This is a genomic window from Staphylococcus sp. HMSC062H10 (genome assembly GCF_001836945.1).
Classification (GTDB): Bacteria; Bacillota; Bacilli; order Staphylococcales; family Staphylococcaceae; genus Staphylococcus; species Staphylococcus aureus.
This window is the reverse complement of the sequence record NZ_KV830972.1, coordinates 299,160-323,928: the sequence shown is the minus strand read 5'-3', so window position 1 is coordinate 323,928 and position 24,769 is coordinate 299,160. Positions and strand designations below refer to the sequence as shown.

Below are 24,769 nucleotides of genomic sequence, written 5' to 3'. Positions count from 1 at the left end.
AACGAATATTTAAAAGGAGTGTCATAATGGGACTACTTGATATTGCAAGTATACGTTCTATAGAAAGAGGCTTTAGTTATTATCAAAGTAAATGTGTCATTAACTTAAAATCATATTCTGAAACTCAATTTGAGGCTGAAGTAAAAGGTAGTGGTAGCAATGTATATCGTTGCTATATTGATATGGAACATCCTAGAAAATCCAAATGCAATTGTCCTCATGCTGATGGAAGACGCGTGATATGTAAACATTTAATTGCATTATTATTTACAGCTAGTCCAGAAGAAGCAAATAAACATATAATCATGTTAAACGAAGTTGAAGAAGACTATCACTTACGTAGAAATATGTGGATTGATTCTCTTAAAGAAATGGTTAATGATATGAGTAAAGAAGAACTTCGCGATGCATATTTAAATATGCTAATTGAACATGGAGAAATGGCAGAGTTGTTTGGATTAGACGAAGAAGAAGATTTATTTGAAGATGAAGACGAATTCTATTAAAAATATATCCCCCTGTTAAATGATAATGATTATCAATTGATAAGGGGATGTTTTTATTCATATAAATTTAATGAACTGCAAATAGCTTGGGCATGACTATCTATATGTGTTACATGATTCAATTTCAATATTGTATGTGTATTATCTTCTGATGGCCCTACAATATAGCCATTAGTAGCATATTGTAGCATGACAATATCATTGTGATCATTACCAAATGCTATATATTCAACATCTTTACCATATATGTATTGTAGCGCTGTATATTTATTAATATTTTGCGCTGTAATATCAATGTTAAACTCATTTGAATGATGAATGATTTCTAGTTCTTGATGATATTCATTTAGTTCATTTAAAATGCTTGTAATTTGTGACGGTTCTATATTTAATAAAATTATTTTGATTGGTGTGTCAATATTTGCAACATCAATACAACTAGCCAGCTTATGTGGATCTAAGCGCTCAAAAATCGCGTTCTCAGCGTCTAATTTAGCAGCATAATTCCAATCATCATCGATAATATAATCTAATTCATATTTTTGTATTATTCGTAAGATATGATGATATGTATAAGCTTGAATTGGCTTGATAACCGAAATATTTGATTGCTGTGAAAACATAGCGCCATTTGCGCCAATTAATGTATGTTGATGAAAGATTTCTGGTAAAACTGGTAACAAATCACGAATCGGCCGCGCAGATGCAAATATAAGTTCATGACCAGAATTTTGTAATTGTAACAATGCATCAACGATTGATGGATCAATTGATTTACCATTAAAACAAAGTGTACCATCAATATCAAATACAAATTTCATCAAATCACTCCAAACAATAGAATAATTTGATTATAGCATATGTAAGTACATGATAATGTAGGGCACCTTTTGTATTAGATATATAACTTCCTATAATATATATTATGTAAACTAAAATTTGAAATTCCATAAGGGGACTTATATAACCGTATGTTTGTGTAGTGTTTGTGTCAGTAAACTAAATTTACATTCATGTTATGTTTCGTTAAACCAATACTCACGTTTTGGTGCATATTAAATCTTTATATCGATCATACATCTATCATTATTTTTATTTCTAATATACAAACTGATTACTTTGCTAGAATTTGTTACAGCAATAAGTGCTCATGCATTTTATAAATTACAATCAGACAAATATGACATTTGATATCACGCACTTGCCCACACATATATAAAATCAGACATAGATTGTTATGCTAAGGTTTATTCACCAAAAATATAATACATATTGACTTGTTTTGAGTCATATTGAATGAATTAAAACGTATACTCAACTCAATCATTTGCAAATAGATTGTGCAATTCGTATTTATATTTATTGCAATCACTTGTTAAACTTGTCATTTAATATATCATTCGAGGCTTTATTAAAACACATAAAAAAGAGCTTATAGTATCAATAACTATAAGCCCTAACATCATTTACATCTATTTCTTTAATTTTTTACGTAATTTATCCAATGTTGTGAACAACCAATATTTCACTTTATGAATTGGTTTATAGAAATCCCCTATTAATTCTTCGATTTGTACATTAAATCCACGTTTAAAGCGGTATACGCCATAATCTTCACTGTTTTCCGTAAAATCACCTGATAAACCATAGAAATTATAACGATCATAACCATTATCGAAGCAATAGTTAATCATAAACCAATGCATCATGTAAGGTCCCATAAATTGATTGTATTTTTCTGATGAACCACCAGAGAAATAATTCACTTCATATGCATTTGCAAAATAAACGCCAGAAGCAAGGTTTAGAATTGGGCCGTCCGTTTTGCTCAATTCACTTGCATTCAATAATTCATGCTGATCATGATCAATTTGCTTATCTAATTCTGCAATTTTCTTCATTTGTTTATCTGATTTGTTTTCTTTCGCCATCATTTGATCACGACGATTTTCTTTGTCATTCAATTCCTGTTGCAACTTTAACACATATTCATCAAGGTCAATATATGCTAATGGTACTAATACTTTATCTCCATATGTGTCAATAAAGTTATAGAAATAATCATCTGTTTTTGATACAAATCCAGCACGCTCTTCAGTTTCACGATATAAATCTAGGAATAGATTGAACTCATCACGTTCAAGGAATCTTACTTTAACACCATAATTTATCGCTTTATTAATATTACGTTTACGTTGACTATCAAATGTCTTTTTCAATGTTTCAGGTGTTTTACCTTCAAGGTTTAATACGCCCATCCATCGTACTTGGCTCGATGTATCATACTCAGTTGTAAAGCCATGATGCTCGTAACCATGCGATTTAAACAAGTTTACTAAGGCATCATTTTTCTCGCGACCTTCAAATGGCACGATATCTTTATTATATAGATGATATAACCAATACGGATCTAATTTAACATATAAACATTGATGTTGCTGTAAATATTTATCTAACTCTTTTAAATAATAATCAACTAATCCTAAATCTGAAAAATCCATTACTGGACCACGATTCGAATAGTAAACATAACTTCCCATAGTAGGAATTTTAGAGAAAAGGCTTGCTGCAATTACTTTGTTATTGTCGTCTTTAATACCTAATAAAACTACTTCAAAGCCATCATTCTCACGGGTAACTATATTTTCTTTTACTTGGAAATAATGACTTTCCAATGATGGATTTTGTACAAAGTTGTCAAATTCGGTAACAGTTAACTCTGTAAATTTCATGTTTTGATAATTCCCTTCCTAAAAAATTCTGTCTTTAACTTTTTTAAGTGCGGTATATGCTGCGTAAACAGGTTTATTAATTGGTTTAATAAAGTCACCAACATATTCAATAATTTCAGCATTGTAACCTTTTTTGAATTTAACTACACCAGCATCTTCAGCATCTTCTGTAAATTTACCACTAACACCATAGAAATTATAACGGTCAATGCCATGATTTAATGCATAATTAATCATTTCCCATTGCACTGCATAACTTCCGGCAAAATGACGGAATGCATTTGATGTACCACCAGCATAATAAACAACTTCAAATGGATTGATAAAGAAGAAACCAGCAGAGATAGGTAATTCATTACCATGTTCTTCTTGTAGACGTTTACCTTCTTCAATCTTTTGCTCATTTGCATCAAGTTGTTGTTGTAAGTTATCTCGCTTGTTATGCGCTTTTTTATTTTCAGGACGTTTTTCAATATCCTTTAATGCTTTATTTAAATCTTTATTTAAAATATCACGCTCTTCATTTAGTTCTTTAATATATTCATCAAAATTGATATACGCTAAAGGCACTAACACACGGTCTTTGTAATATTTTAAGCGATTGTAGTAAAATTTGTCATCACGATCAGCAAAAGCTTTTGATTCTGACGTATCTTCCATAAATGATCTAAAAATTGGTAGTTCTTCTTCAGATAAATATCTTACTTTAACACCATTCTTTTTAACTTTTTTCGTGTTTCTTTTTCTAAGTCCATCCATATTTTTAATGATGTCATCTGCTGTTTTATCTTTTAAATCTAACACTGAGTGATAACGAATTTGTAGCACAGGATCAAATCCTTTATGGAATCCAGTATGTTCAAATCCTAAGTTACTCATTTTATCAAAGAACCAATCATTACCAGCATTACCTGTAATCTCGCCATCATGATTCAAGTATTGATATGGTAAATATGGATCGATATGTAGGTATAGACAACGATGTTTTTTAACATATTTTGATAATTCATTAAAGAAAAAGTGTACGAGTTCTTGATTTTCATAATCGATCACTGGACCGCGATTTGAATAAAAATACTTGAACACTTTCATAACAGGTACAGCAGTAAGTAAGCAAGCTGCAATAACCTCGTTATTATTGTTTTTTATTCCCACTAAATGTGTTTCATAACCTTCAGCAAGCTTTAACTCATAGTGGCCAACAGTTTGCGTGAAATGACTGTATGGCATGCTATCTGTAAAGGCACCAAACTCTTTAGCTGTTAAATTTGTAAACTTCATTATCATTACTCCTATTTGTCTCTCGTTAATTAATTTCATTTCCGTATTTGCAGTTTTTCTATTTCCCCTCTGCAAATGTCAAAAATAATAAATCTAATCTAAATAAGTATACAATAGTTAATGTTAAAACTAAAACATAAACGCTTTAATTGCGTATACTTTTATGGTTAAATTTAGATTTTTGCATACAATTTCAAAAAAAGTAATATGAACGTTTGGGTTTGCTCATATTACTTTTGTATCATTTCTATTCAATTTTATAATTCACCGTTTTTCACTTTTTCAAACAGTATTCGACTAATTTTTTTAAATCAAGTAAACTTAATTATTCAATGTTTGCTGGATAGATTGTAAATATTTAATGATTTCTTCACGCGTGTTAGATTTAAATCGTTTTACTATTTCACTACCAATAACGATACCATCTGCAACCTCTTTTATATCTGCAACATGTTGTGGAGATCTTATGCCAAATCCTGCGACAACTGGCACATTGGCTATCGCTTTAATTGACTCAATTTTTCGTTTTAATCCTGGGTGAAACGCACCATTTTGTCCTGTTGTCGCATTCATCGTCACAGTATAAATAAAGCCTTCCGCATGGGATACGATATCTTTTATACGTTTGTCATCAGTAGTCATCGCAACTAACGATATAATTTTGACGCCATAGTGACTAAATTGTTGTTTTAAACGTTGCGATAATTCAAATGGTAAATCAGGTATAATTAAGCCGTAGACACCGGTATCTCGACATTTTTCAAAAAATGCTTGTTCTCCATAATGACAAATAATATTATAATACGTCATTAATACATAATGACACTTAATTTGATTACCGTGTTTTTCTAATTGCTCGAAAATATAATCTATCGTTATGCCTTGTTTAATCGCTTGTTGACCTGCTTCCATGATAACTGGACCATCAGCAACCGGATCAGAGAAAGGTACACCAATTTCAATTATATCTGCACCATTTTCACTCAACAATGTTGCATTTTCAATAAAATCTTTATCTCCCATAATATAAGGTATAAATAATTTAGCCATTTGCAAGACCTCGCTCTGCCATATATTGTCTAATTGTTTCCATATCTTTATCGCCACGTCCAGAAATTGTTACTACAATAATATCTTCTTTCGACATCGTAGGCGCTAGTCTTTCAACATAACTCAGTGCATGTGCACTTTCAATTGCAGGTATAATACCTTCATGTTTTGTAAAGTTGATTAAAGCATTCATTGCTTGTGTATCACTTGCATTTTCAAAAGTTACTCTACCAATGTCGTGGTAATAAGAATGTTCTGGTCCAATACCAGGATAATCAAGTCCTGCTGAAATAGAATGTGCTAGTTGCACTTGCCCACCTTCATCTTGAATTAAATACATTTTAGTACCATGTAATACGCCTGGTGAGCCTTTGCCAATTGCAAGTGCATGTTTATCAGTATCCTCACCTTGACCTGCAGCTTCAACACCATATAATGCAACATCATCTTTAATAAATGGATAAAATGTACCGATTGCATTTGAGCCACCACCGATACATGCTACAATTGCATCCGGAAGTCGACCTTCTTTCTTCAATATCTGTGATTTTATTTCTTTACCAATCACACTCTGAAAATCTCTAACAATCGTTGGGAATGGGTCTGGACCTAATGCAGAACCTAATAAATAATGTGTATCATCTACATGACTTACCCAATATTGCAATGCTTTATTAACTGCATCCGATAAAGTCCCTTGACCATCTTCAACTGCCACAACCTTTGCACCAAGTAATTCCATTCTAAATACATTAAGTTGTTGTCTTTTAATATCTTCACTTCCCATAAAGACAACAAGTTCCATATCAAATAATGCAGCAACCGTAGCACTAGCTACACCATGTTGACCCGCACCTGTTTCAGCAACAAGCTTCTTCTTGCCCATTCTTTTAGCAAGCAACGCTTGACCTAACGCATTATTAATTTTATGGGCGCCTGTATGATTTAGATCCTCTCGTTTTAAATATATTTTAGCGCCTCCTAGGCTTTCAGTATATGATGCAGCATATGTAAGTGGCGTCGCGCGTCCTACATACTCTGATAAATAGTATTCCAGTTCTCTTTGAAACTCTGGGTCTGCTTTTGCCTCTTTATAAGCTTTTTTCAACTCAATAATTGCTGGCATTAATGTTTCTGGAACATATTGCCCTCCGTATTCACCGAAGAAACCTAATTCATCTGCTTCTGTTTGTATTTGTCTATTCATTTCCTCTATCTCCTTTCACAATATTTACAATCGCTGTCATTTTTTCTATATCTTTTCGCCCATTTACTTCTATACCTGATGCAAGATCATAACCTTGATGTGATAATTTAAGTTGATTAACTGTTTGAATATTTTCAGAGTTAATGCCTCCTGCTATCAAGTAAGGTATGTCTTTTATGTGCTTCAAAATAGTCCAGTCATATGTTTGACCGGTACCACCATACGACACTGAGGGTGTGTCGATAATAAATAAATCTACGAACCCTTTATATTTATTTATGTTTTGGATTATGTTTTCATCTGCAGCTAAAGCTTTAATGATTTTAATGCTTGGATACTTCTTTTTAATTTCCTGTATAAAATCAATAGATTCTGTGCCGTGTAACTGTATTGTGTTAATTGGCGTATTGCTTAATACGTGTTCAATTGTTGTTAAATCAGGATTTACCATGACGCATACTGTATCAATATGATTTGGAACAGCAGACGCTAACTTTTGAATTTGGACAATTGTTTGATGCCTTTTACTTTTTTCATAATGGATGAATCCTATCGCATCAATAGGTAATTGACTGGCCGCTGTAACATCCTCTATTGATGTAAAGCCACAAAATTTCAATTTCATCATGACTTCACCTTTTGCATTTTTAGTTGTGGTAAAAATTCAGATAGATTGTCACAACGCATAAGCGCCTCACCTATTAGTAAGCCATCGATACCACTATGCAAAATTTTCCTTACATCAGAGTTACCATGAATACCGCTTTCTGAAATATAATAATGATTCGGCTGTTTATTTTCTAAAATAATATTTGTATGTTCCACATTTGTGACAAATCGTTTTAGGTCCCTGTTATTTACACCAATCAATTTAGCATTAACCTTATAGGCACGTTCTAATTCATGACGATTATGTACTTCAACTAACACTTCTAAATTTTGCGATATAGCGTAGTTATATAAATCTTTCAATTGTTTATCCGATAAGATATTAACAATCAGTAAAATCATAGATGCACCAGCTTGTTTGGCAACATCAATTTGAAGCGGATCTATAATAAAATCTTTGCATAATACGGGTAATGTTGTTTTTGTTGTCAATGCTTGTAATCTTTCAAAACTACCACCAAAGTACTTTTCATCAGTCAAAATGGATACAGCATTTGCACCATATTGCTCATAATCTGAGATTTGTTGCGATAAATCTCGTTCAGGTAAGTCATTAACTGTAGGGCTCTTCGATTTAATTTCTGCAATAATTGCTAACTTTGGTTCTTTCTCAATTGCGTTTATAAAAGATTTTTTATTCTGAATGTTCACACTTTTTAAGGTATTAAGTTTGTCTTGATAATAGCCATTTTGTAAAAGTAACTGTTTATATTCAACAATTTCTTCTAAAATCGTCATGTTATTCACCTCTCATTTGATGGTATTTTTTCAAAGCTTCACCATTATCAATCAAAGTGCTTGCGAGTTCTATGCCTTCTGCGATGGTATCCACTTTCTCTGCAACATATAGGCTTAAACCTGCATTTAAGACAACCACATCACGTCGACTTGAGCGATCATTACCATTTAAAATATTCAGTGTGATTGCTAAGTTTTCTTCAGGCGAACCACCTTTAAAATCACTATTCGGTGCATATTTCAAACCATAATCAGTCGCATTTAATGTGTAATTTTTGATTTCTCCATCTTCAGTCAATTCATATATCAAATTATCACCAGACAACGTTGCTTCATCCATACCATTCGCACCATGTAATACGATTGCACGTCGTCTACCTAAATCTTTAATTGTCTTTGCAACTAGTTTTAGTTTTGTAGGGTCAAAGATACCTACCATTTGATACGTTAGGTGATAGGGATTAATTAATGGACCTACAAGGTTTAATATTGTAGGCTTACCTATCATTTTTCTAACTGGTTGCATATATTTCATTATTGGATACGATTCTGTTGCGCCGATAAACACGAGGTTTTTTTCATCTAATTGCTTTGGCGTATCATCAACAGACGTAGTTTGAATGTCCATTTGATTTAACAAATCCGTACTACCTGAATTTGAAGTCACACTTTTATTTCCATGTTTTATAACTTTTACGCCAGCACTTGCTACAACAAAAGCGACAGTAGTTGATATATTGAAGCTATTAGACTTGTCACCACCTGTACCACACACACACATACCGCCCTCATAACAAGGTTGATGTGGGTACATTGTATTAATTAAACTACGTACAATATATGTCAATTCTTGTTGTTGAATTTCTCGTTCCGAATACGAACTCAATAATTCATATTTTATATCGGTTCCGATACTTGGAGAAATAAGTATGTCGATTAACTCCTTAATGTCACTTTCTAGCAATATAGATTCAGTTTGGATTCTTGTTAGTAATGTCATGGTTTTCATCCTTTCTTCACGTAATTAATAAAATTAGTAATTATTTTGACACCATAGTCTGTAGCAAATGATTCAGGATGATACTGAATACCATAATGGGGTCGTTCATTATGCTCAAATGACTGTATACAATCTTCGGTACGTCCAGTAATTTTCAATTCTTCTGGAAAATTATCAGGATTACTTATTAATGAATGGTATCTCATAATCGAAAATTGTTCTGGTACATCTTGATATAACAGATGTTGATGATGCGATATAACCTTAAGTGTATCAACTTTTCCGTGCATAACCTTGTCGCCTTTAATGACTTCTCCACCGTAATAACAAGTCAGTGCTTGAGCACCTAGGCAAATACCTAAAATGGGTTTATCTTGATAGGATGAGATAATTTTCATTAACTGTTGGTCGTCTAATGGATGCCCAGGGCCTGGTGAAATAATGACAGCATCAACAGATTGATTCAGCACATTATCATCATCAGGGTATTGAACAATTACGTCAGAATGTTGAGCAACAATATCCACTAGGTTATACGTAAAGGAATCATAATTATCTACAACTAAGATCATGGGCTCACCTCCAATAAGCTTTTAGCTTTCAATTTCGTTTCATTCAGTTCTTTTTCAGGAATAGAATCATATACAACGCCACAACCTGCTTCTACGTTGATATACTGCTCATCTATCATCATCGTTCGAATTGCTAATGCAAAATCTAAGTTATGATTACAATTTATGTATCCAACACCACCACTATAAACGCCACGTTTATGTGGATATTGTTCGTAAATTCTTTCTATTGCACGTAATTTTGGTGCACCTGAAACGGTACCTGTTGGTAATAAATTCGCAATAACTGTCATTGGCGATAAATTTTGATTTATTTCACCTGTGACTTCACTTACGATATGCATAACATGTTCATATTTTTCAATAACCATTAATTTAGTAATTTTTGAGGTACCTATTTTACTTACTCTATGAATATCATTACGACCTAAATCAACAAGCATACGATGTTCACTGCATTCTTTAGGATCATTAAGTAGTTGTTTCATATTCTCATTATCTATTTGTGTCGTCTCACCACGTTGAATCGTACCTGCAATAGGATTAGTTGTTACAATTTTATCTTTGACACTTACGAAACTTTCGGGAGAACTACCGACAATGTAGGGTTTATCGATATTAAGATAATACATATATGGACTTGGGTTTTGTCGTTTTAAATTTTGATACAGTTGAAACGTAAGTTGATTTAAATGCTGATTAGCATGATGCGCATATTTGTAAATTCTTGATGGCACAACTTGGAACATATCCCCTTCTGTTATTTTATCTTTGAAATACTGAATCATTTCGATAAATCTTTCTTCAGAAATATTTGATTGAATTTCTTTAGTTTTAAAATCAAAATCTTGTGTAGGCATGAACGGTTGGATTTTAGTTAAGTCTTCGATAGACTTATTAACTCGATTCTCAAGATCTGATTTTGTTGAATTTGAAAATTGATTCGTCGCGATGATATATAACTCATCTTTGTAATGGTCAAATACATAAACTTGTTCAACCATATATAACCGTACATCGTGCTGCTTGTGATCCTCTAATTGTATTGATTGCAATTTAGGAAATTCATGTCTTACTAAATCAAAGCTACACGTCCCAACATATCCAGATATAAACGGTAATGGCTTAAGTTGATTATCTTGAATATTATGATAGTCTTCATTTATTTTAGTCGTTAAATAATGATACGGTCTTTCAGTGATTTGATACGACTCTTTTAAAGTGCTTACTGATAATACATCGTTATCTAAAGTTAAAGTACCGTAGATATCAAATATCACTATAGAATAGCGACCCTTAGTTTGTTGTTGATTTGTACTTTCCAAAATGATCTTCTTGGAATGAAGTTGTGCTAAAACTTCAGGTGTTACATTTGCTTTTATTTTTTTATAGAATACATCCATTCTTTACGCTCCTTTCTAAAAAAACGCCAGCATCCTTATCAATATAAAGGACGCTGACGCGTGGTACCACCTAAATTAACCGAATATTCGAAATATTCATAGTTCACTCTTTACTATATATAATTTTTCTGTTGCAGACAAAACCCAATTTCATTAATCTCGGTGTTAGTTCACATCACCCACTAACTTTCTGTTGCTACCTTTAACTAACTACTACATTTTGTCTAAATAAAAAGACACCACATAACGCATATACCTGTAAGGACGCGTTACCGTGGTGCCACCTTAGTTAACATAATTCATGTTCACTTTCAAAACTCATTCAATTGTTTTCCAAAGTCCAATTCACAAGATATGGCGTGCTAATTCCCATCACCCATTAGCTTTCTATTTGCTACGTTTCATATCTGCTACTATTTCTTTAGAAAATTCTAATTATTTTTATAGTTCATTATATTACATAGGTCGTTCACATTTGTCAACACTATTTGTTTACTCAATTGGTGATAAGCAATATGCATATAGTAATTTCTCTGTCGCTTTAATAGAATCAATATGTGTTCGTTCCATTGCATGAGATGATTCAATGCCAGCGCCAAATAAACCATGTCTGATATCCGCACCAGCATGTAAAGCTGCTGAAGCATCTGAACCATAATATGGATATATGTCTACTTTATATGGAATATTATTTATTTTGCAAAGATTAACTAGGTGTGATTTCAATTGCTTATGATATGGACCTGAAGCATCTTTGGCACAAATAGAAACTGTATATTCATCGGATGCTTGACCGTCTCCCAACGCGCCCATATCTAATGCAATATATTCTTTGATTTTCGAATCAATTGATGCATTTGCACCGTAACCTATTTCTTCGTTATTAGAAATATAAAATTGTGTTGTATGTGGTAATATTATTTGCTCTTCTTTTAATTTCTTTAGTAATTGTAGTATCATCGCTACGCTAGCTTTATCATCTAAATGACGTGATTTAATAAAACCTGATGACGTGATAACTGTACGTGGATCAAAGCTAACAAAATCACCTACTGAAATACCTAAACTCTTTGTATCTTCTTCTGATGTAGTTACTTCATCAATTCTTATTTCCATATGCTTTTGGTCTCTAGGTATTTCATGATTATTTCTATATACATGAACACTTGTTTCATGCAGACAAATTGTTCCTGTATATATTTGACCAGCATCAGTTTTAATTTGGCAATATTCACCCTCAATCGCGTTATACGTGAATCCTCCAATTAATTCTATTGCTAAGCGCCCATCTTCTTTAATTTCTTTAACCATTGCACCTAAAGTATCAACATGAGCAGTAATACAGCGTTGTACTTCATCATTTTTGCCTGGCACTGTTATTAATAACGCACCTTTATTTGTTAGTGTTGTTTGATAACCTAAGTCTTTTGCATATTTTTCGACAAATTGAATTGCTTCTTCTGTGTCTCCTGAAGGACTATTAATACCTGTTAATGTTTTAATCATTTCTAATATTGGTTCCATTGATTTACCCCTCCGTTGCCATTGTGTTACTATACTCTTTATTGTAGATGATTTATATCCGTTTATCTATTAATGCTATTATCGATTTTTATTTACTATTGCACTGTGTCAACAGCTCATTTACAATGTTATTATTCTGAAAATTTCGAAATAAGGTGATTTATATGACAACAGTTTTATTTGTTGGGCTTGGATTAATTGGTGGAAGTCTTGCTAGCAATATAAAATACCATAACCCTAATACTAATATTATTGCATACGATTCAGATACTTCTCAGTTAGATAAAGCTAAATCAATCGGTATTATTAATGAAAAATGTTTAAATTATAGTGAAGCTATTAAAAAAGCCGATGTAATTATTTATGCAACACCTGTTGCTATCACAAATAAATATCTTAGCGAGCTTATAGATATGCCAACTAAACCTGGTGTTATTGTTTCTGATACTGGTAGTACTAAAGCAATGATACAGCAACACGAATGCAGTTTATTAAAGCATAATATTCATTTAGTCAGTGGTCATCCAATGGCTGGTAGTCATAAATCCGGTGTACTAAATGCTAAAAAGCACTTATTTGAAAATGCTTATTATATTTTAGTCTACAATGAGCCAAGAAATGAGCAAGCAGCAAACACGTTAAAAGAACTGTTATCACCTACTCTTGCTAAATTTATTGTAACTACTGCTGAAGAACACGACTACGTAACAAGCGTCGTAAGTCATTTACCTCATATCGTTGCATCTAGTTTAGTTCATGTTAGTCAAAAGAACGGTCAAGAACATCATTTAGTCAATAAACTTGCAGCTGGTGGTTTTCGTGATATCACTCGTATAGCTAGTAGTAATGCACAAATGTGGAAAGATATCACCTTGAGTAATAAAACGTATATTTTAGAAATGATTCGACAGCTAAAAAATCAGTTTCAAGATTTAGAAAGACTAATTGAAAGCAATGATTCTGAAAAATTGTTATCATTTTTTGCCGAAGCTAAATCGTATCGTGACGCACTGCCCGCTAAACAACTAGGTGGACTAAATACTGCGTATGATCTATATGTAGATATTCCGGATGAATCAGGTATGATAAGCAAAGTGACTTACATACTAAGTTTACATAACATATCTATAAGCAACTTAAGAATCTTAGAAGTACGCGAAGATATATACGGTGCTTTAAAAATTAGTTTCAAAAATCCTACTGACCGAGAACGCGGTATGCAAGCATTGAGTGATTTTGATTGTTATATCCAATAATTATTGAGTCTCTTTTGATAAATCCCATGTATTCTTAGATATTATTGTGAAAATCTATTGTGATATATGAAATATTTATCTTTAGAGACTTATTTTATACGAATCACAGTTATATATTACTTAAACCGTATAGTCATTACATTTTATGTCCAGCCATTAAACCTAATCTGCCGTGTTTTGTACCTGCTTCTGTAAACGATACTGCTTTGGACACAATACCTTTGCCGTATTTCAAATGTAATTGATCTATCGTTTTAGCTAGACATTCGTCACGTTTGCGTTGGTATTCATCTTCAAACAAACTTAACTGTCGCTCATCCTCATTAATAAATTGACTCAAAGATATACTTAACGTACGATATAGTGCTTGTTTATTACATAATTTATCTGCGAAATGCATTACTACTTTATAAATATCTTTTTCTAAGTTTGTTGGATCTTTCAAAGTATATTGCTTATGTACACCGCCTTCATCACTATAGCCAAAAGCAAAATGTATCGTTCTTGCCACTTTTTTTCTTGCTCGAACTCTGCTAGCAACATCTTCAATTAACTCTTGCATTACTACTTTTGCTTCATCAAAATGATAATCTCTCATTAATATTTGACTTTTGCATATCGATGGATTGCTGATCTTGTGCTTTTCACGTACTTTACTCTGATCTATCCCATTCGCATGTAGATGCATATCAACACCTAAAATACCGAACTCTTTTTTTAAAAATTTATATGGATATTTCGCTAAATCTCCTATAGTAAAAATTCCTCTTTTATTCAATTTAGCTTCTGTTCGACGATTAATACCCCAAAAATCTCGCAAGGGCTGAATTGGCCATAATTTTGTTGGTACATCTTGATATCGCCATTCAGCTATACCATTTTGATTATGCTTCGCTTCAACATCCATAGCAATTTTACTTAATAACATATTAGAACCAATGCCCACAGTACAATAAATGCCTGTTTCTTCATAAATTTCACGTTTAAGTCTTTCGCAAAATGCATGTACTGTAGAACTAAATCTATGATAGCTATCAGTAACATCCATAAAAAATTCGTCAATACTATATTGGTGTAAATCTTCAGGTGGAATATAACGCAATGCAATCTTAGAAATAGCAACTGAAACATTAAGATATTTACGCATACTTGGATTGATAATGTAAATATCATTTCTATGTGGTATTTCAAACAATCGCGATCCTGTCTTGATGCCTAATTCTTTTAATTTAGGTGTCGCAGCCAATACTACAGAACCCTGACGCTTAGTATCTGCAACAACAGCTAATTTTGTTTCTAATGGATCTAGCCCCTTTTCAATACAAGAAACACTCGCAAAAAAACTTTTTTGGTCAATACATAGAACATCCCTATCTTCTAATAAATGATAATTATACACTGTTATTCCTCCCTTACTTGAATTCTATTATATACGAACACTTGTTCTATTTCAACTATTTTAGAACAAATGTTCTGTTATTTTGCAAATGAATTTTTAAGTATTACATGATATACTCAAATTAATAATGATTAGGAGGTTTGGATGATGCCAATCGTCAATGTAAAATTATTAGAAGGTCGTTCGGATGAACAATTAAAAAATTTAGTTAGCGAAGTTACTGACGCCGTAGAAAAAACAACGGGAGCAAATAGACAAGCAATTCACGTTGTTATAGAAGAAATGAAACCAAACCATTATGGTGTGGCTGGCGTAAGAAAGTCAGATCAATAATTCTTCATAAGATGCATGCCAAATAATTCTTTGAAAACGAACAAGGCGACTTCTATCTGAGTATGATAGAAATCGCCTTGTTTATTTTTAATCTTCATCTAAAAAGTTTTTAATAGCTTGTTTATTTGTGTTTTTATTAATCTGTAATGCACTACCATCAGTATTTGTATTGACATCTTCGTATGAGTTCTTGATTGGCACAGTCAATGACTTAACATCTTTTTCACCTCGGATACCAAAACTCAAACCTGTTTGAAAGATCCCTGAATCAGGAATGTTTGTATTCACATAGCCTCTTAAAATACCTGCAACTTTTGGTAATTTAACAACTGTTCTAAAATTAACCATTTCTTTTTTCAATGTTTGCATTACTTGTTGCTGACGTCGCACGCGTCCGAAGTCACCTTCAGGGTCGTGACGGAATCTTGCATAACCAAGTAATTCTTTACCATTCAACCTATGGTTACCCTTTTTCAAAGATACACCAATATTTTTCGACATATCTTTTTCGACATTAATTGGTACACCTTCTGGCATTAATTCATCAATCATTTTCTCAAATCCAGTAAAATCAACTACTGCATAATATTCAGGATTAATTCCTAAATTTTTATCAAGTGTTTTTCTAAGTAGATCTGGACCACCTAAAGCGTATGCTGAATTAATTTTGTGTTTTCCATATCCTGGAATATCTGCATAAATATCACGCATGACAGACATCATTTTCATCTTTTTATTGATAAAGTCATATTGAACAACCATGATAGAATCTGTTCTTGATTGTCCACCTTGTGCTTTATCTGCACCGAGTACAAGAATAGAAATTTTACCATCATTTTTTACTGGTCCATTAAATTGATGTACTTTAACATCTTTCGCATGTTTCTTGGCATATTCTACACCGCTATTATAACTATGTACAATATATACAACTAATGCGATAAGTAAAATTACAACAATCAGAAGAATGATAGGTAATTTCCTAATTTTCTTCTTCTTTTTTCGCTTAGGCGCCGAAGTGCGATGTTCACTTTGACGTCTATATTCGTTGTCATTAGTTTCTTTATCCATATTTACCTACCTTATATCTTCAAAAATAGATTTTTGTGTACTATAATAATCACATATTAACGTTATATAAAAACAATTCAAAAAGCAAGTGATTTCTTAATAAATCGTACTAAGGTCTAATGAAAGGATGTCAAAAATGAATATTAATACAGCTTATTTTGCCGGAGGTTGCTTTTGGTGTATGACGAAACCATTTGACACCTTTGACGGCATAGAAAAAGTAACTTCTGGATATATGGGCGGACATATTGAAAATCCTACTTACGAACAAGTAAAATCAGGTACGAGTGGTCATTTAGAAACTGTTGAAATTCAATATGATGTTGCATTATTCTCATACAATAAGTTATTAGAAATATTTTTCTCAGTCATTGACCCATTAGATACAGGTGGTCAATATCAAGACCGTGGTCCTCAATATCAAACAGCTATTTTTTACACTAATGATCATCAAAAAGAACTCGCTGAGACTTATATCGAGCAGCTTAAAAATACGATTAATGCTAATAAGGCAATTGCAACAAAAATATTACCCGCGTCACAATTTTACAAAGCCGAAGACTATCACCAAGATTTTTATAAGAAAAATCCAGAGCGCTATGCAGAAGAACAAAAAATACGCCAAGAATACAAAAATAAGCAATAACATTTATACTTGATGAAACTGATTGGACTGATAATAAAAGTTAGGCGAATTAACTTAAGCTCATTTCAATATTAAAATACGGTACAGATAGGAAACTTAAATATTCTTATCTGTACCGTATTTTATAAATCATTCTTTATAGAAACCAAAAAATCCAAGCGCTTCAGGCATAACTGTATACCTCTTAGCACTTGGATTTTAATTATTTGTGACGTATTACACGCATTACTTTAGAAAGTGATTCCCAAAGCGAATTATCTTTTCGATAAACTAAAAAGCGTGGTTCCCAATTCGGATTATATTTAGATTTATAACGACGTAATCCTTGGAAACGATATAGACCGTTGAAATGTTCAAAGACACGGCCTGCAAGTCGTTCTCTTAAATATGAATAATGCAATTGACCAACGTTCGATAACGTTGCCATACCCATATTAAATTTTGTATAGCCTTGCTCTTTACTCCAAAGTAACATGTGCAAGTATAATCCATCCATTAACGGTAAATCTAACTCTGGCAACCATCTAATTAAATCGACTGAAATGGCATCATTAAAGTATGTTGGCATTAAACTACAAAATGCAATTACTTCATTATTTTCATTGCGCATCACACCAATTGGCGCTTTAGATAAGTATTCTTCATTAAATTGACCAACAGAGAAATGCATTTCCTGACGATTATCTAGCCATAAATCACTTACATGTTGAAGTTCATTTATAAATTCAGTTGAAAACGGTGGTTCAATAATTTCGAATGAAATATTAAGTTCATCGAATTTGTTTAAAGTCGCTCTAAATCCACGGCGTTTTTTACCTGAAGTTGAAAATTGTGTTAAATCAATAATTGCTTCTTCACCTAATTTAAAAAATTGGTTACCGAAATTATGATATAAAGGCATGTGTTGATCTGTAACTTGATAGAATATAACATCATAGCCTAAATACTCAGCGTAATTATAGAATGCTTCTAACAATTCATCAAAGGCATTTTCATCACCGATTGGATCGCCAAGAACTACTAACGAACTTGCTTTATAGCGATACATTAAAAATGCATTTTTATCTTCATTAGTGAAGAACTGTTTATCACCACTATAAATTAAATGACTTAAATAATTCCCACCATATTGATCAATAATCTCTTCGCACTCTTCAATATTAGAAGATATACGCACTTTACTAAATTGATAATCAAATAACCATGCAATCGCACCAACAATAATTGCGATAATTAAAATGGTAATCCAGAAATAATATTTAAGTACAGACGTATGCATTTCGATTGTATAAACATCTAAAGCATAAAATGTTCCAGCTATAAATATATGATTGATGTAGAGTATAAATATGCTAAACAAAAGCATTGCGACTAAATTTCGCATTCGAATTGGACGTTTTAACCTACGTGCTCTACGGAAAGCAACAATAAGTAAAGCAAAGATAATAACTAACCAAGTTATTAAAATGTATGACGCATAAGTGAATAACGTCGCGACAATAATTAAGATAATCGAAATCATTGCATAAATAATGGCACGTCTACTTTGTTTATAAATACCTACAACATTAAGTAAAAGTAATAAACAGGCACTTGTATGTATTGCCAATAAAAGATAGTACGTTAAATGATTGCCATCATATAAAGCATCGTATACAATCGTCAAATTATTTACAAAGAAAATCATACTTGTAAAGAATACTAAAATTGCCAATGATAATGATGGTATTTTAGCAATAATATCTTTTTGATACGACATTAAAAACGACGTCACATCTTTAGCCGGAATGAAATATTTAGATCCTTCAATATATTTCTTAGCTGAAGTACCAAACTCAAATGATGAAAGAATTAATGCAATAATCACTGGTACGAAATAGTACGCAAAGCGATAAAGTAGTAGCATTAATAATACTTTTTCTTCAGGTACACCTAGCGTTTTAAAGCCTAATAAAACAACTAAGTCGAAGGCACCAAAACCACCTGGAATAAAGCTGACTAATCCAGATAATGCAGCAATAATGAATATTGCAATAAATGACATAAATGAGACATGGACGTCAACTATGACACCACAGAAGTATAATACAACTGCAGCGGCTAACCATTCGACACATGACACTAATGTACAATATAAGCCTACATAACGATTGTTTTTATCAGGCGGTCTAACCATTGAATATATAATAAATAATGGTAAAAACAACGACACAGCATAAAGTACCCATCTCACCCACGTAATTTTATTTAAAATTAATGACGCATCAAAAACGTGGAATACGATTAACAATGATAACAAACTTAAACCAGTCAACATTGAAATCAGTATTAATGAAATAAAGTGAACCAATTTCTTTTTATCATGCGTATAGTTTTTATAAACCATTGCTCTTACACCGGCACCAATAAAGCCACCAAAGCCTACAATCGCATTTAATGCATTAATGATATAACTTACTCTTAAAACTTTTCCTAATGAAATATCCATTTTTAAAGCTCTAGATAAAATCACATCATACATTGATAAAATAACAAGCGAAGCCCCACCACCAATAAATAATAAAACAAGGGACATACGGTTGATCTTACTAAATTCAACCAAAGTATCTTTAAAGTTAATCCCAGATAACTCTCGATACAACGTGATTACTACAAAAATAAATAAAGCTGTAGCAAACGTAATTTTTAAGATTGAAAATATTTTGTTTTTAACTTCCTGATTCATTTTTTCACATCAATTCTAATTATTTCTGTTATAAATCAAAATATATCATATAAACCATAAAAATAGCATATCATTTACCTTTGATTTATATAACACTTTTGTCATATTGACATCTGTATTAAGAAGTAAATAGAAAATAATTCTATCTCAAACAGAACAATATGGTTATCTATACTGATTCATATTTAACATAAAGAAAATGATGAATCAATACTTATGAAAAATACTATTAATTAACAGCTGATTATGAGTACTTCTTAATATATTAAAAATACCCCTTATTTTTATTTTCGTCATAATAATGAGGTACTAATCAAGTGGCAAATACTCGTTTCATTATGCATGTGTTTTATAAACGGCTAAATTTTCGTAAAATTTATAAGCTAAAAATGTGCGATAATCATAAATTTGACTGCCCAACATTATAATCACCATAAAAAATACCAACAAACGTATAGTCTATTGGTATTTTTAATTACTTATTCAACTATTTTATTACTTTCTTTAATATCATATTCACCTACATCATTACCATAGAAACGATTATAACGTCGTTTAAATAACTGGAATAAATGCGTAACTAATACTTTTAAAATTGCATATCCTGGAATACCTAAAATAACACCAACAATGCCTAATAGTTTACCAGCACACAGCAAGATGAAAATAATAGTTAATGGATGAATCTTCAGTGTTTTACCCATGATATTTGGTGAAATGAAGTGTCCTTCAACAAATTGTACTAAAGTCCATACTACTGCTAATTTTAAGAGCATCCACGGCGATGTTATAGCAGCTATTACAATAGCTGGTGAAATCGCTATAGTAGGCCCTAAATATGGTACAACACTTGTAACTGCCGCAATACTAGCTAATACTAAGCTATATTTCAACCCAATAACCGAATAACCGATAAACAACAGTATACCGATACAGAATGAAACGATAATTTGTCCTTGAATATATGAACCAACTTGAACACTCATTTTTTCAAGTAGATCATGAAAATCTTTTCGGAATTTTGGCGGCATAATATTTGTTGAAAATTCTTTGAAATGATGTCCATCTTTCAGCATGAAGAATAATACAAATGGTGTTGTGACAATCACAACGCCAATGTTAGCAATCGTTTCTGCAAACGTTGCAATTTTAGACCCAAAGCCATCTGTAAATTCACTTAACATAGATGGTATTTTCTTAGGTAAAGAATTTAACCAATCATTAATTTGACTATAATACGAAGAGAAAAACGTATTATTTGCTATTTTATCAATAGAATTAATTAATTTTTCTAGATATTGCGGTGAATTTTTAACTAAACTATCTACTTGCGAACCAATAATAGGTATCAATAAATTAACAATTAACGTAATAACACCTACTACAGCTAGATAAATAATAGAAATACCTGCAACTCTTGGTATTCTATAACGCTCCATCATATTTACGATTGGGTTAAATAGATAGAATAGAATTAAAGAGACGATGATAGGTGCTGCTATCGTCTTAAAAACGATGATAAAAGGATCAAAAACGTATGATACTTTTTCGAAAATAAAAATAACAATACCCAACAATACTAGAGCTATTAATGAGAAGACTAAATCATTTCCACCAACAAACTTCATATACCGTGATTCGGTAAATTTTAAAAAGTTCTTTCTTATATTCTTTTCATTTTCATTCAATTATAGATTCACCACCACTTAAAATATTCATAAGATGTTGTATAAAAACAGTCCACTTATGTAAAATTACTAACATCAATGATACCATACAAATACCCTTTACAGTATCGAAACGCCCGTGTAATACACTTAATTTAGGATTGATTAATCCTTTCTTCAAAATGATGAATGTGTAATGTTAAATATATAATTTCAGACTCACTGATATTAACATCAAATTGTTTTTGTATCATAGTTAAAATTTTATATGCTGTGTTATAGCAAATCGGATAGTGATTTTTAATCATAGACACAAAATCATCTTGTGCATGTATATATTCTTTTCTTCTTAATCGGCGAATTAAAAATTGTACATGTCTTATAAAACGTTGGTATTGTAATGATTCCTTATCAACAGTTGTCACAAGGTCTGATTCAATGATATCTATACCTTTTTTAATAACATTATTGATCAAAGTCATCTCATGCATAGATAAATCTTCTGTGTTAGATGCAATATGTAATGCAATAAATCCTATCTCATCTTCAGGAAAATGTACATCTAATGCTGCATTTAACTGATCAATCACCTGTTTAGCAATATGATATGCATCACTATATAACTGCATAGTTTCCATAACAAATGGATTGCTAATAACTTGATTTTGTTTTAAGCGTTTATATGCAAATATAATATGATCCGTTAATGAAACTACAAGTTGTTTTGAATCAACATTCATCGCAGTATTAGAAATAAAATTTAACGAATCAATAATGACTTGTAATACATTGTCATCAGCGATTTCAACTAAACTTTTATAATGTGCTTTTTGTTGCTCACTCTCTAATTTATAAATTTTCTCTATTGTATTAGTTTGGTCGTTTAACACCATTCCCTCTTTTTTGTTAAAACCAATACCTTTACCGATTAAAATAACTTCTTGATCATTATTAGTACATACTACGACATTGTTGTTCAATGTTTTAGTAACAATATATTCTCCCATTATCATCACCTATTTTTCTATTATTAAGATTATATATCGGAAATGTCTAACTTGAAAGTATAATAATTTAAATACTTGTGTTCTATTACACGCCTACCCTATATGATATATCTTAATTTAATTTCGATGCCTCTCAAAGTGGAATAACTATAATAAAAAAATCTGACTCACATATTTACAAATAATTCTATTTATTTATATATTATCTGAATTAATACTCAACACAAACTAAAACGTACTATTAAATTGTGCAAATCTAAAATAAATTTATATTCATCTATCCCACAATATGTCTTATCAATGGTATAGTCTTTGCACACCAATGAAGGAAATAAATCTCAATCTTACTATGTTAATATATAATCAAATCTTAGATTAATTAGTGTAATGATACAGATGATTATTGAGTACAAATTTAAAACCCTGAGATTTTCGCTTTAATTTGAAAACCTCAGGGTTTATTTGATTTTTATAAATTGAATCGTTACATTAAAAATATTTATTTATCAGAGTTCTTATATTTGTTAGCGCCCCAAGCACTAATTCCAAATAAGTTAATTTCTAAGTTTTCAGGTTTAAAAACAGGATTCTTGCCTTCTTTTTTCTGCTTTTGATAATCTTTCATCAATGCAAAAGCTACATTGGACAGTCCTATAATGGAAATAATGTTTACAATTGCCATTAAGCCCATAAATAAGTCTGCCGTATTCCATACTGTTTCTGTTTTTACAACTGCACCGACAAAGACAAGTACTACAACAAGACATCTAAAGATAAATAATATTACACGGTTTGTTGATAAAAATTCAATATTAGATTGACCATAATAGTAGTTACCTACCACAGATGAAAATGCAAACAGTGTAACTGCAATTGTTAAGAAAATACCTCCGGCAGAACCTAAATGTTCATTAAGTGCTGATTGGGTAACTGCAACACCTTGAGGTGCGTTATCACCAAATTTTAATCCTGAATATAATAAAATCATGATTGCAGTTGCTGTACAAACCAACATTGTATCAAAGAACACACCTAATGATTGGATTAAACCTTGCTTGACCGGGTGTGGCACTGCAGCAGTAGCAGCTGCATTCGGCGCAGAACCCATACCAGCTTCGTTAGAGAATAAACCACGTTTAATACCTTGAAGAACCGCAGCACCTACAGCGCCACCAGTTACTTGTTCGATACCAAATGCACTTTTAATAATCGTACCTATCATAGGAACAATTTGATCTAAATTAAATAACAATATTACTAAAACCATACCAATGTAAATGATAGCCATAATCGGTACAATTAACGAAGATAACGTAGCAATACTACGTACACCACCAAATATAATAATAGCTGTTACGATTGCTAAAATAATACCTGTGATTACTGGACTAATATTATATTGCGTATTTAACGACTCCGCAATTGTATTAGATTGCACTGTGTTAAATACAAATGCAAATGTAATTGTAATTAAAATCGCAAATACGATACCTAGCCATTTTTGATTTAAACCTTTAGTAATATAGTAAGCTGGACCACCACGGAATCCACCATCTTTATCATGTACTTTATAAACCTGAGCCAAAGTCGCTTCTATAAATGCACTCGCTGCACCTATAAATGCAATAATCCACATCCAAAACACTGCACCTGGACCGCCTAAAACAATCGCAGTCGCAACACCAGCAATATTACCAGTACCAACTCTCGAACCAGCACTAATCGCAAATGCTTGGAATGGCGAAATACCCTTCTTACCATCTTCTAAAGTTTCTGGACGTTCTACTAAAGCTCTAAACATTTCAGGTAACATTCGTAATTGGACGAATTTAGAACTAATTGTAAAGAAGAATCCAGCTGTCAATAATAGACCAATTAAATATTGAGACCATATTAGATCGGTACCAACATGGACAAATTCTTTAAACCATCCAGGAATTAAACTATCGAAATCTTTCAAAATAAACCCCTCGCATCCTCTAC

At 31.8% G+C, this 24,769-nt stretch carries 22 protein-coding genes; 4 read left to right on the top strand and 18 right to left on the bottom strand.

All coding sequences use genetic code 11. The annotated features are described in order from the left end of the window. The first annotated feature begins 26 nt into the window (after window positions 1-26). Window positions 27-506, top strand: coding sequence for an SWIM zinc finger family protein (locus HMPREF2658_RS04245; RefSeq protein ID WP_000523673.1), 480 nt, complete (start codon window positions 27-29; stop codon window positions 504-506). Between the two features lie 53 nt (window positions 507-559). On the opposite strand, the gene HMPREF2658_RS04240 is transcribed toward HMPREF2658_RS04245, so the two are convergent. The 11 genes from HMPREF2658_RS04240 to HMPREF2658_RS04190 form a co-directional block, all read right to left on the bottom strand. Further along, window positions 560-1,327, bottom strand: a complete 768-nt coding sequence (locus HMPREF2658_RS04240) for a Cof-type HAD-IIB family hydrolase (RefSeq protein WP_070854213.1) — start codon at window positions 1,325-1,327, stop codon at window positions 560-562. 651 nt (window positions 1,328-1,978) lie between these two features. Continuing rightward, complete coding sequence (femB, locus tag HMPREF2658_RS04235; protein WP_000673108.1) at window positions 1,979-3,238, bottom strand: glycine glycyltransferase FemB; 1,260 nt, start codon at window positions 3,236-3,238, stop codon at window positions 1,979-1,981. Between the two features lie 18 nt (window positions 3,239-3,256). Then, complete coding sequence (gene femA / locus HMPREF2658_RS04230; RefSeq protein ID WP_000673315.1) at window positions 3,257-4,519, bottom strand: glycine glycyltransferase FemA; 1,263 nt, start codon at window positions 4,517-4,519, stop codon at window positions 3,257-3,259. Between the two features lie 321 nt (window positions 4,520-4,840). Further along, a complete protein-coding gene (trpA, locus tag HMPREF2658_RS04225; RefSeq protein WP_070854212.1) occupies window positions 4,841-5,569 on the bottom strand; it encodes a tryptophan synthase subunit alpha in 729 nt (242 codons plus the stop codon). Beyond that, the gene (trpB, locus tag HMPREF2658_RS04220; RefSeq protein WP_001081578.1) at window positions 5,562-6,776 is read right to left on the bottom strand and encodes a tryptophan synthase subunit beta; all 1,215 of its coding nucleotides are present in this window, start codon (window positions 6,774-6,776) and stop codon (window positions 5,562-5,564) included. The genes trpA and trpB overlap by 8 nt, the downstream gene beginning before the upstream one ends. Beyond that, on the bottom strand, window positions 6,769-7,401 hold the full coding sequence (locus HMPREF2658_RS04215; RefSeq protein WP_000768175.1) for a phosphoribosylanthranilate isomerase: 633 nt from the start codon (window positions 7,399-7,401) through the stop codon (window positions 6,769-6,771). Before HMPREF2658_RS04215 ends, trpB begins: the two co-directional genes overlap by 8 nt. Then, entirely contained in the window at window positions 7,401-8,183 is a 783-nt protein-coding gene (trpC, locus tag HMPREF2658_RS04210; RefSeq protein ID WP_000153718.1) for an indole-3-glycerol phosphate synthase TrpC, read from the bottom strand. The genes HMPREF2658_RS04215 and trpC overlap by 1 nt, the downstream gene beginning before the upstream one ends. Before the next feature lies 1 nt (window position 8,184). Continuing rightward, window positions 8,185-9,183, bottom strand: coding sequence for an anthranilate phosphoribosyltransferase (gene trpD / locus HMPREF2658_RS04205; protein ID WP_000173848.1), 999 nt, complete (start codon window positions 9,181-9,183; stop codon window positions 8,185-8,187). A gap of 5 nt (window positions 9,184-9,188) precedes the next feature. Next, complete coding sequence (locus tag HMPREF2658_RS04200) at window positions 9,189-9,755, bottom strand: anthranilate synthase component II (protein ID WP_000604801.1); 567 nt, start codon at window positions 9,753-9,755, stop codon at window positions 9,189-9,191. Further along, the gene (locus tag HMPREF2658_RS04195) at window positions 9,752-11,158 is read right to left on the bottom strand and encodes an anthranilate synthase component I (RefSeq protein ID WP_000382437.1); all 1,407 of its coding nucleotides are present in this window, start codon (window positions 11,156-11,158) and stop codon (window positions 9,752-9,754) included. Before HMPREF2658_RS04195 ends, HMPREF2658_RS04200 begins: the two co-directional genes overlap by 4 nt. A 492-nt stretch (window positions 11,159-11,650) precedes the next feature. Continuing rightward, window positions 11,651-12,682: a M42 family metallopeptidase gene (locus HMPREF2658_RS04190; protein WP_000433354.1), complete on the bottom strand. Its 1,032-nt coding sequence runs from the start codon at window positions 12,680-12,682 to the stop codon at window positions 11,651-11,653. A gap of 164 nt (window positions 12,683-12,846) precedes the next feature. On the opposite strand from HMPREF2658_RS04190, the gene HMPREF2658_RS04185 reads away from it, so the two are divergent. Next, window positions 12,847-13,938, top strand: a complete 1,092-nt coding sequence (locus HMPREF2658_RS04185) for a prephenate dehydrogenase (RefSeq protein ID WP_000214294.1) — start codon at window positions 12,847-12,849, stop codon at window positions 13,936-13,938. A gap of 136 nt (window positions 13,939-14,074) precedes the next feature. On the opposite strand, the gene HMPREF2658_RS04180 is transcribed toward HMPREF2658_RS04185, so the two are convergent. Next, a complete protein-coding gene (locus tag HMPREF2658_RS04180) occupies window positions 14,075-15,337 on the bottom strand; it encodes a Y-family DNA polymerase (protein WP_000283026.1) in 1,263 nt (420 codons plus the stop codon). 147 nt (window positions 15,338-15,484) lie between these two features. Here HMPREF2658_RS04180 and HMPREF2658_RS04175 point away from each other — a divergent pair, with 147 nt between their 5' ends. Next, window positions 15,485-15,670, top strand: coding sequence for a 2-hydroxymuconate tautomerase (locus tag HMPREF2658_RS04175; protein WP_001123276.1), 186 nt, complete (start codon window positions 15,485-15,487; stop codon window positions 15,668-15,670). Between the two features lie 87 nt (window positions 15,671-15,757). On the opposite strand, the gene HMPREF2658_RS04170 is transcribed toward HMPREF2658_RS04175, so the two are convergent. Further along, on the bottom strand, window positions 15,758-16,741 hold the full coding sequence (locus HMPREF2658_RS04170) for an LCP family protein (protein WP_000356973.1): 984 nt from the start codon (window positions 16,739-16,741) through the stop codon (window positions 15,758-15,760). A gap of 136 nt (window positions 16,742-16,877) precedes the next feature. Between HMPREF2658_RS04170 and msrA the strand changes: the two genes are divergently transcribed. Next, the gene (gene msrA / locus HMPREF2658_RS04165; protein ID WP_001024832.1) at window positions 16,878-17,387 is read left to right on the top strand and encodes a peptide-methionine (S)-S-oxide reductase MsrA; all 510 of its coding nucleotides are present in this window, start codon (window positions 16,878-16,880) and stop codon (window positions 17,385-17,387) included. A gap of 202 nt (window positions 17,388-17,589) precedes the next feature. On the opposite strand, the gene mprF is transcribed toward msrA, so the two are convergent. The 5 genes from mprF to HMPREF2658_RS04140 all read right to left on the bottom strand — a co-directional run bounded on the left by mprF (window position 17,590) and on the right by HMPREF2658_RS04140 (window position 24,746). Further along, window positions 17,590-20,112, bottom strand: a complete 2,523-nt coding sequence (gene mprF, locus HMPREF2658_RS04160) for a bifunctional lysylphosphatidylglycerol flippase/synthetase MprF (RefSeq protein WP_001071159.1) — start codon at window positions 20,110-20,112, stop codon at window positions 17,590-17,592. 479 nt (window positions 20,113-20,591) lie between these two features. Further along, window positions 20,592-21,800: a cell elongation protein CozEb gene (gene cozEb, locus HMPREF2658_RS04155; RefSeq protein WP_001004752.1), complete on the bottom strand. Its 1,209-nt coding sequence runs from the start codon at window positions 21,798-21,800 to the stop codon at window positions 20,592-20,594. Continuing rightward, a complete protein-coding gene (locus tag HMPREF2658_RS04150) occupies window positions 21,793-21,960 on the bottom strand; it encodes a hypothetical protein (RefSeq protein WP_001796710.1) in 168 nt (55 codons plus the stop codon). Before HMPREF2658_RS04150 ends, cozEb begins: the two co-directional genes overlap by 8 nt. Then, window positions 21,935-22,786, bottom strand: coding sequence for a glucose PTS transporter transcription antiterminator GlcT (gene glcT, locus HMPREF2658_RS04145; RefSeq protein WP_000505019.1), 852 nt, complete (start codon window positions 22,784-22,786; stop codon window positions 21,935-21,937). Before glcT ends, HMPREF2658_RS04150 begins: the two co-directional genes overlap by 26 nt. A gap of 499 nt (window positions 22,787-23,285) precedes the next feature. Beyond that, window positions 23,286-24,746 carry a glutamine transporter AlsT gene (locus HMPREF2658_RS04140; protein WP_000651158.1) on the bottom strand — a complete coding sequence of 487 codons (1,461 nt, stop codon included), beginning with the start codon at window positions 24,744-24,746 and terminating at the stop codon, window positions 23,286-23,288. Window positions 24,747-24,769: the final 23 nt, after the last annotated feature.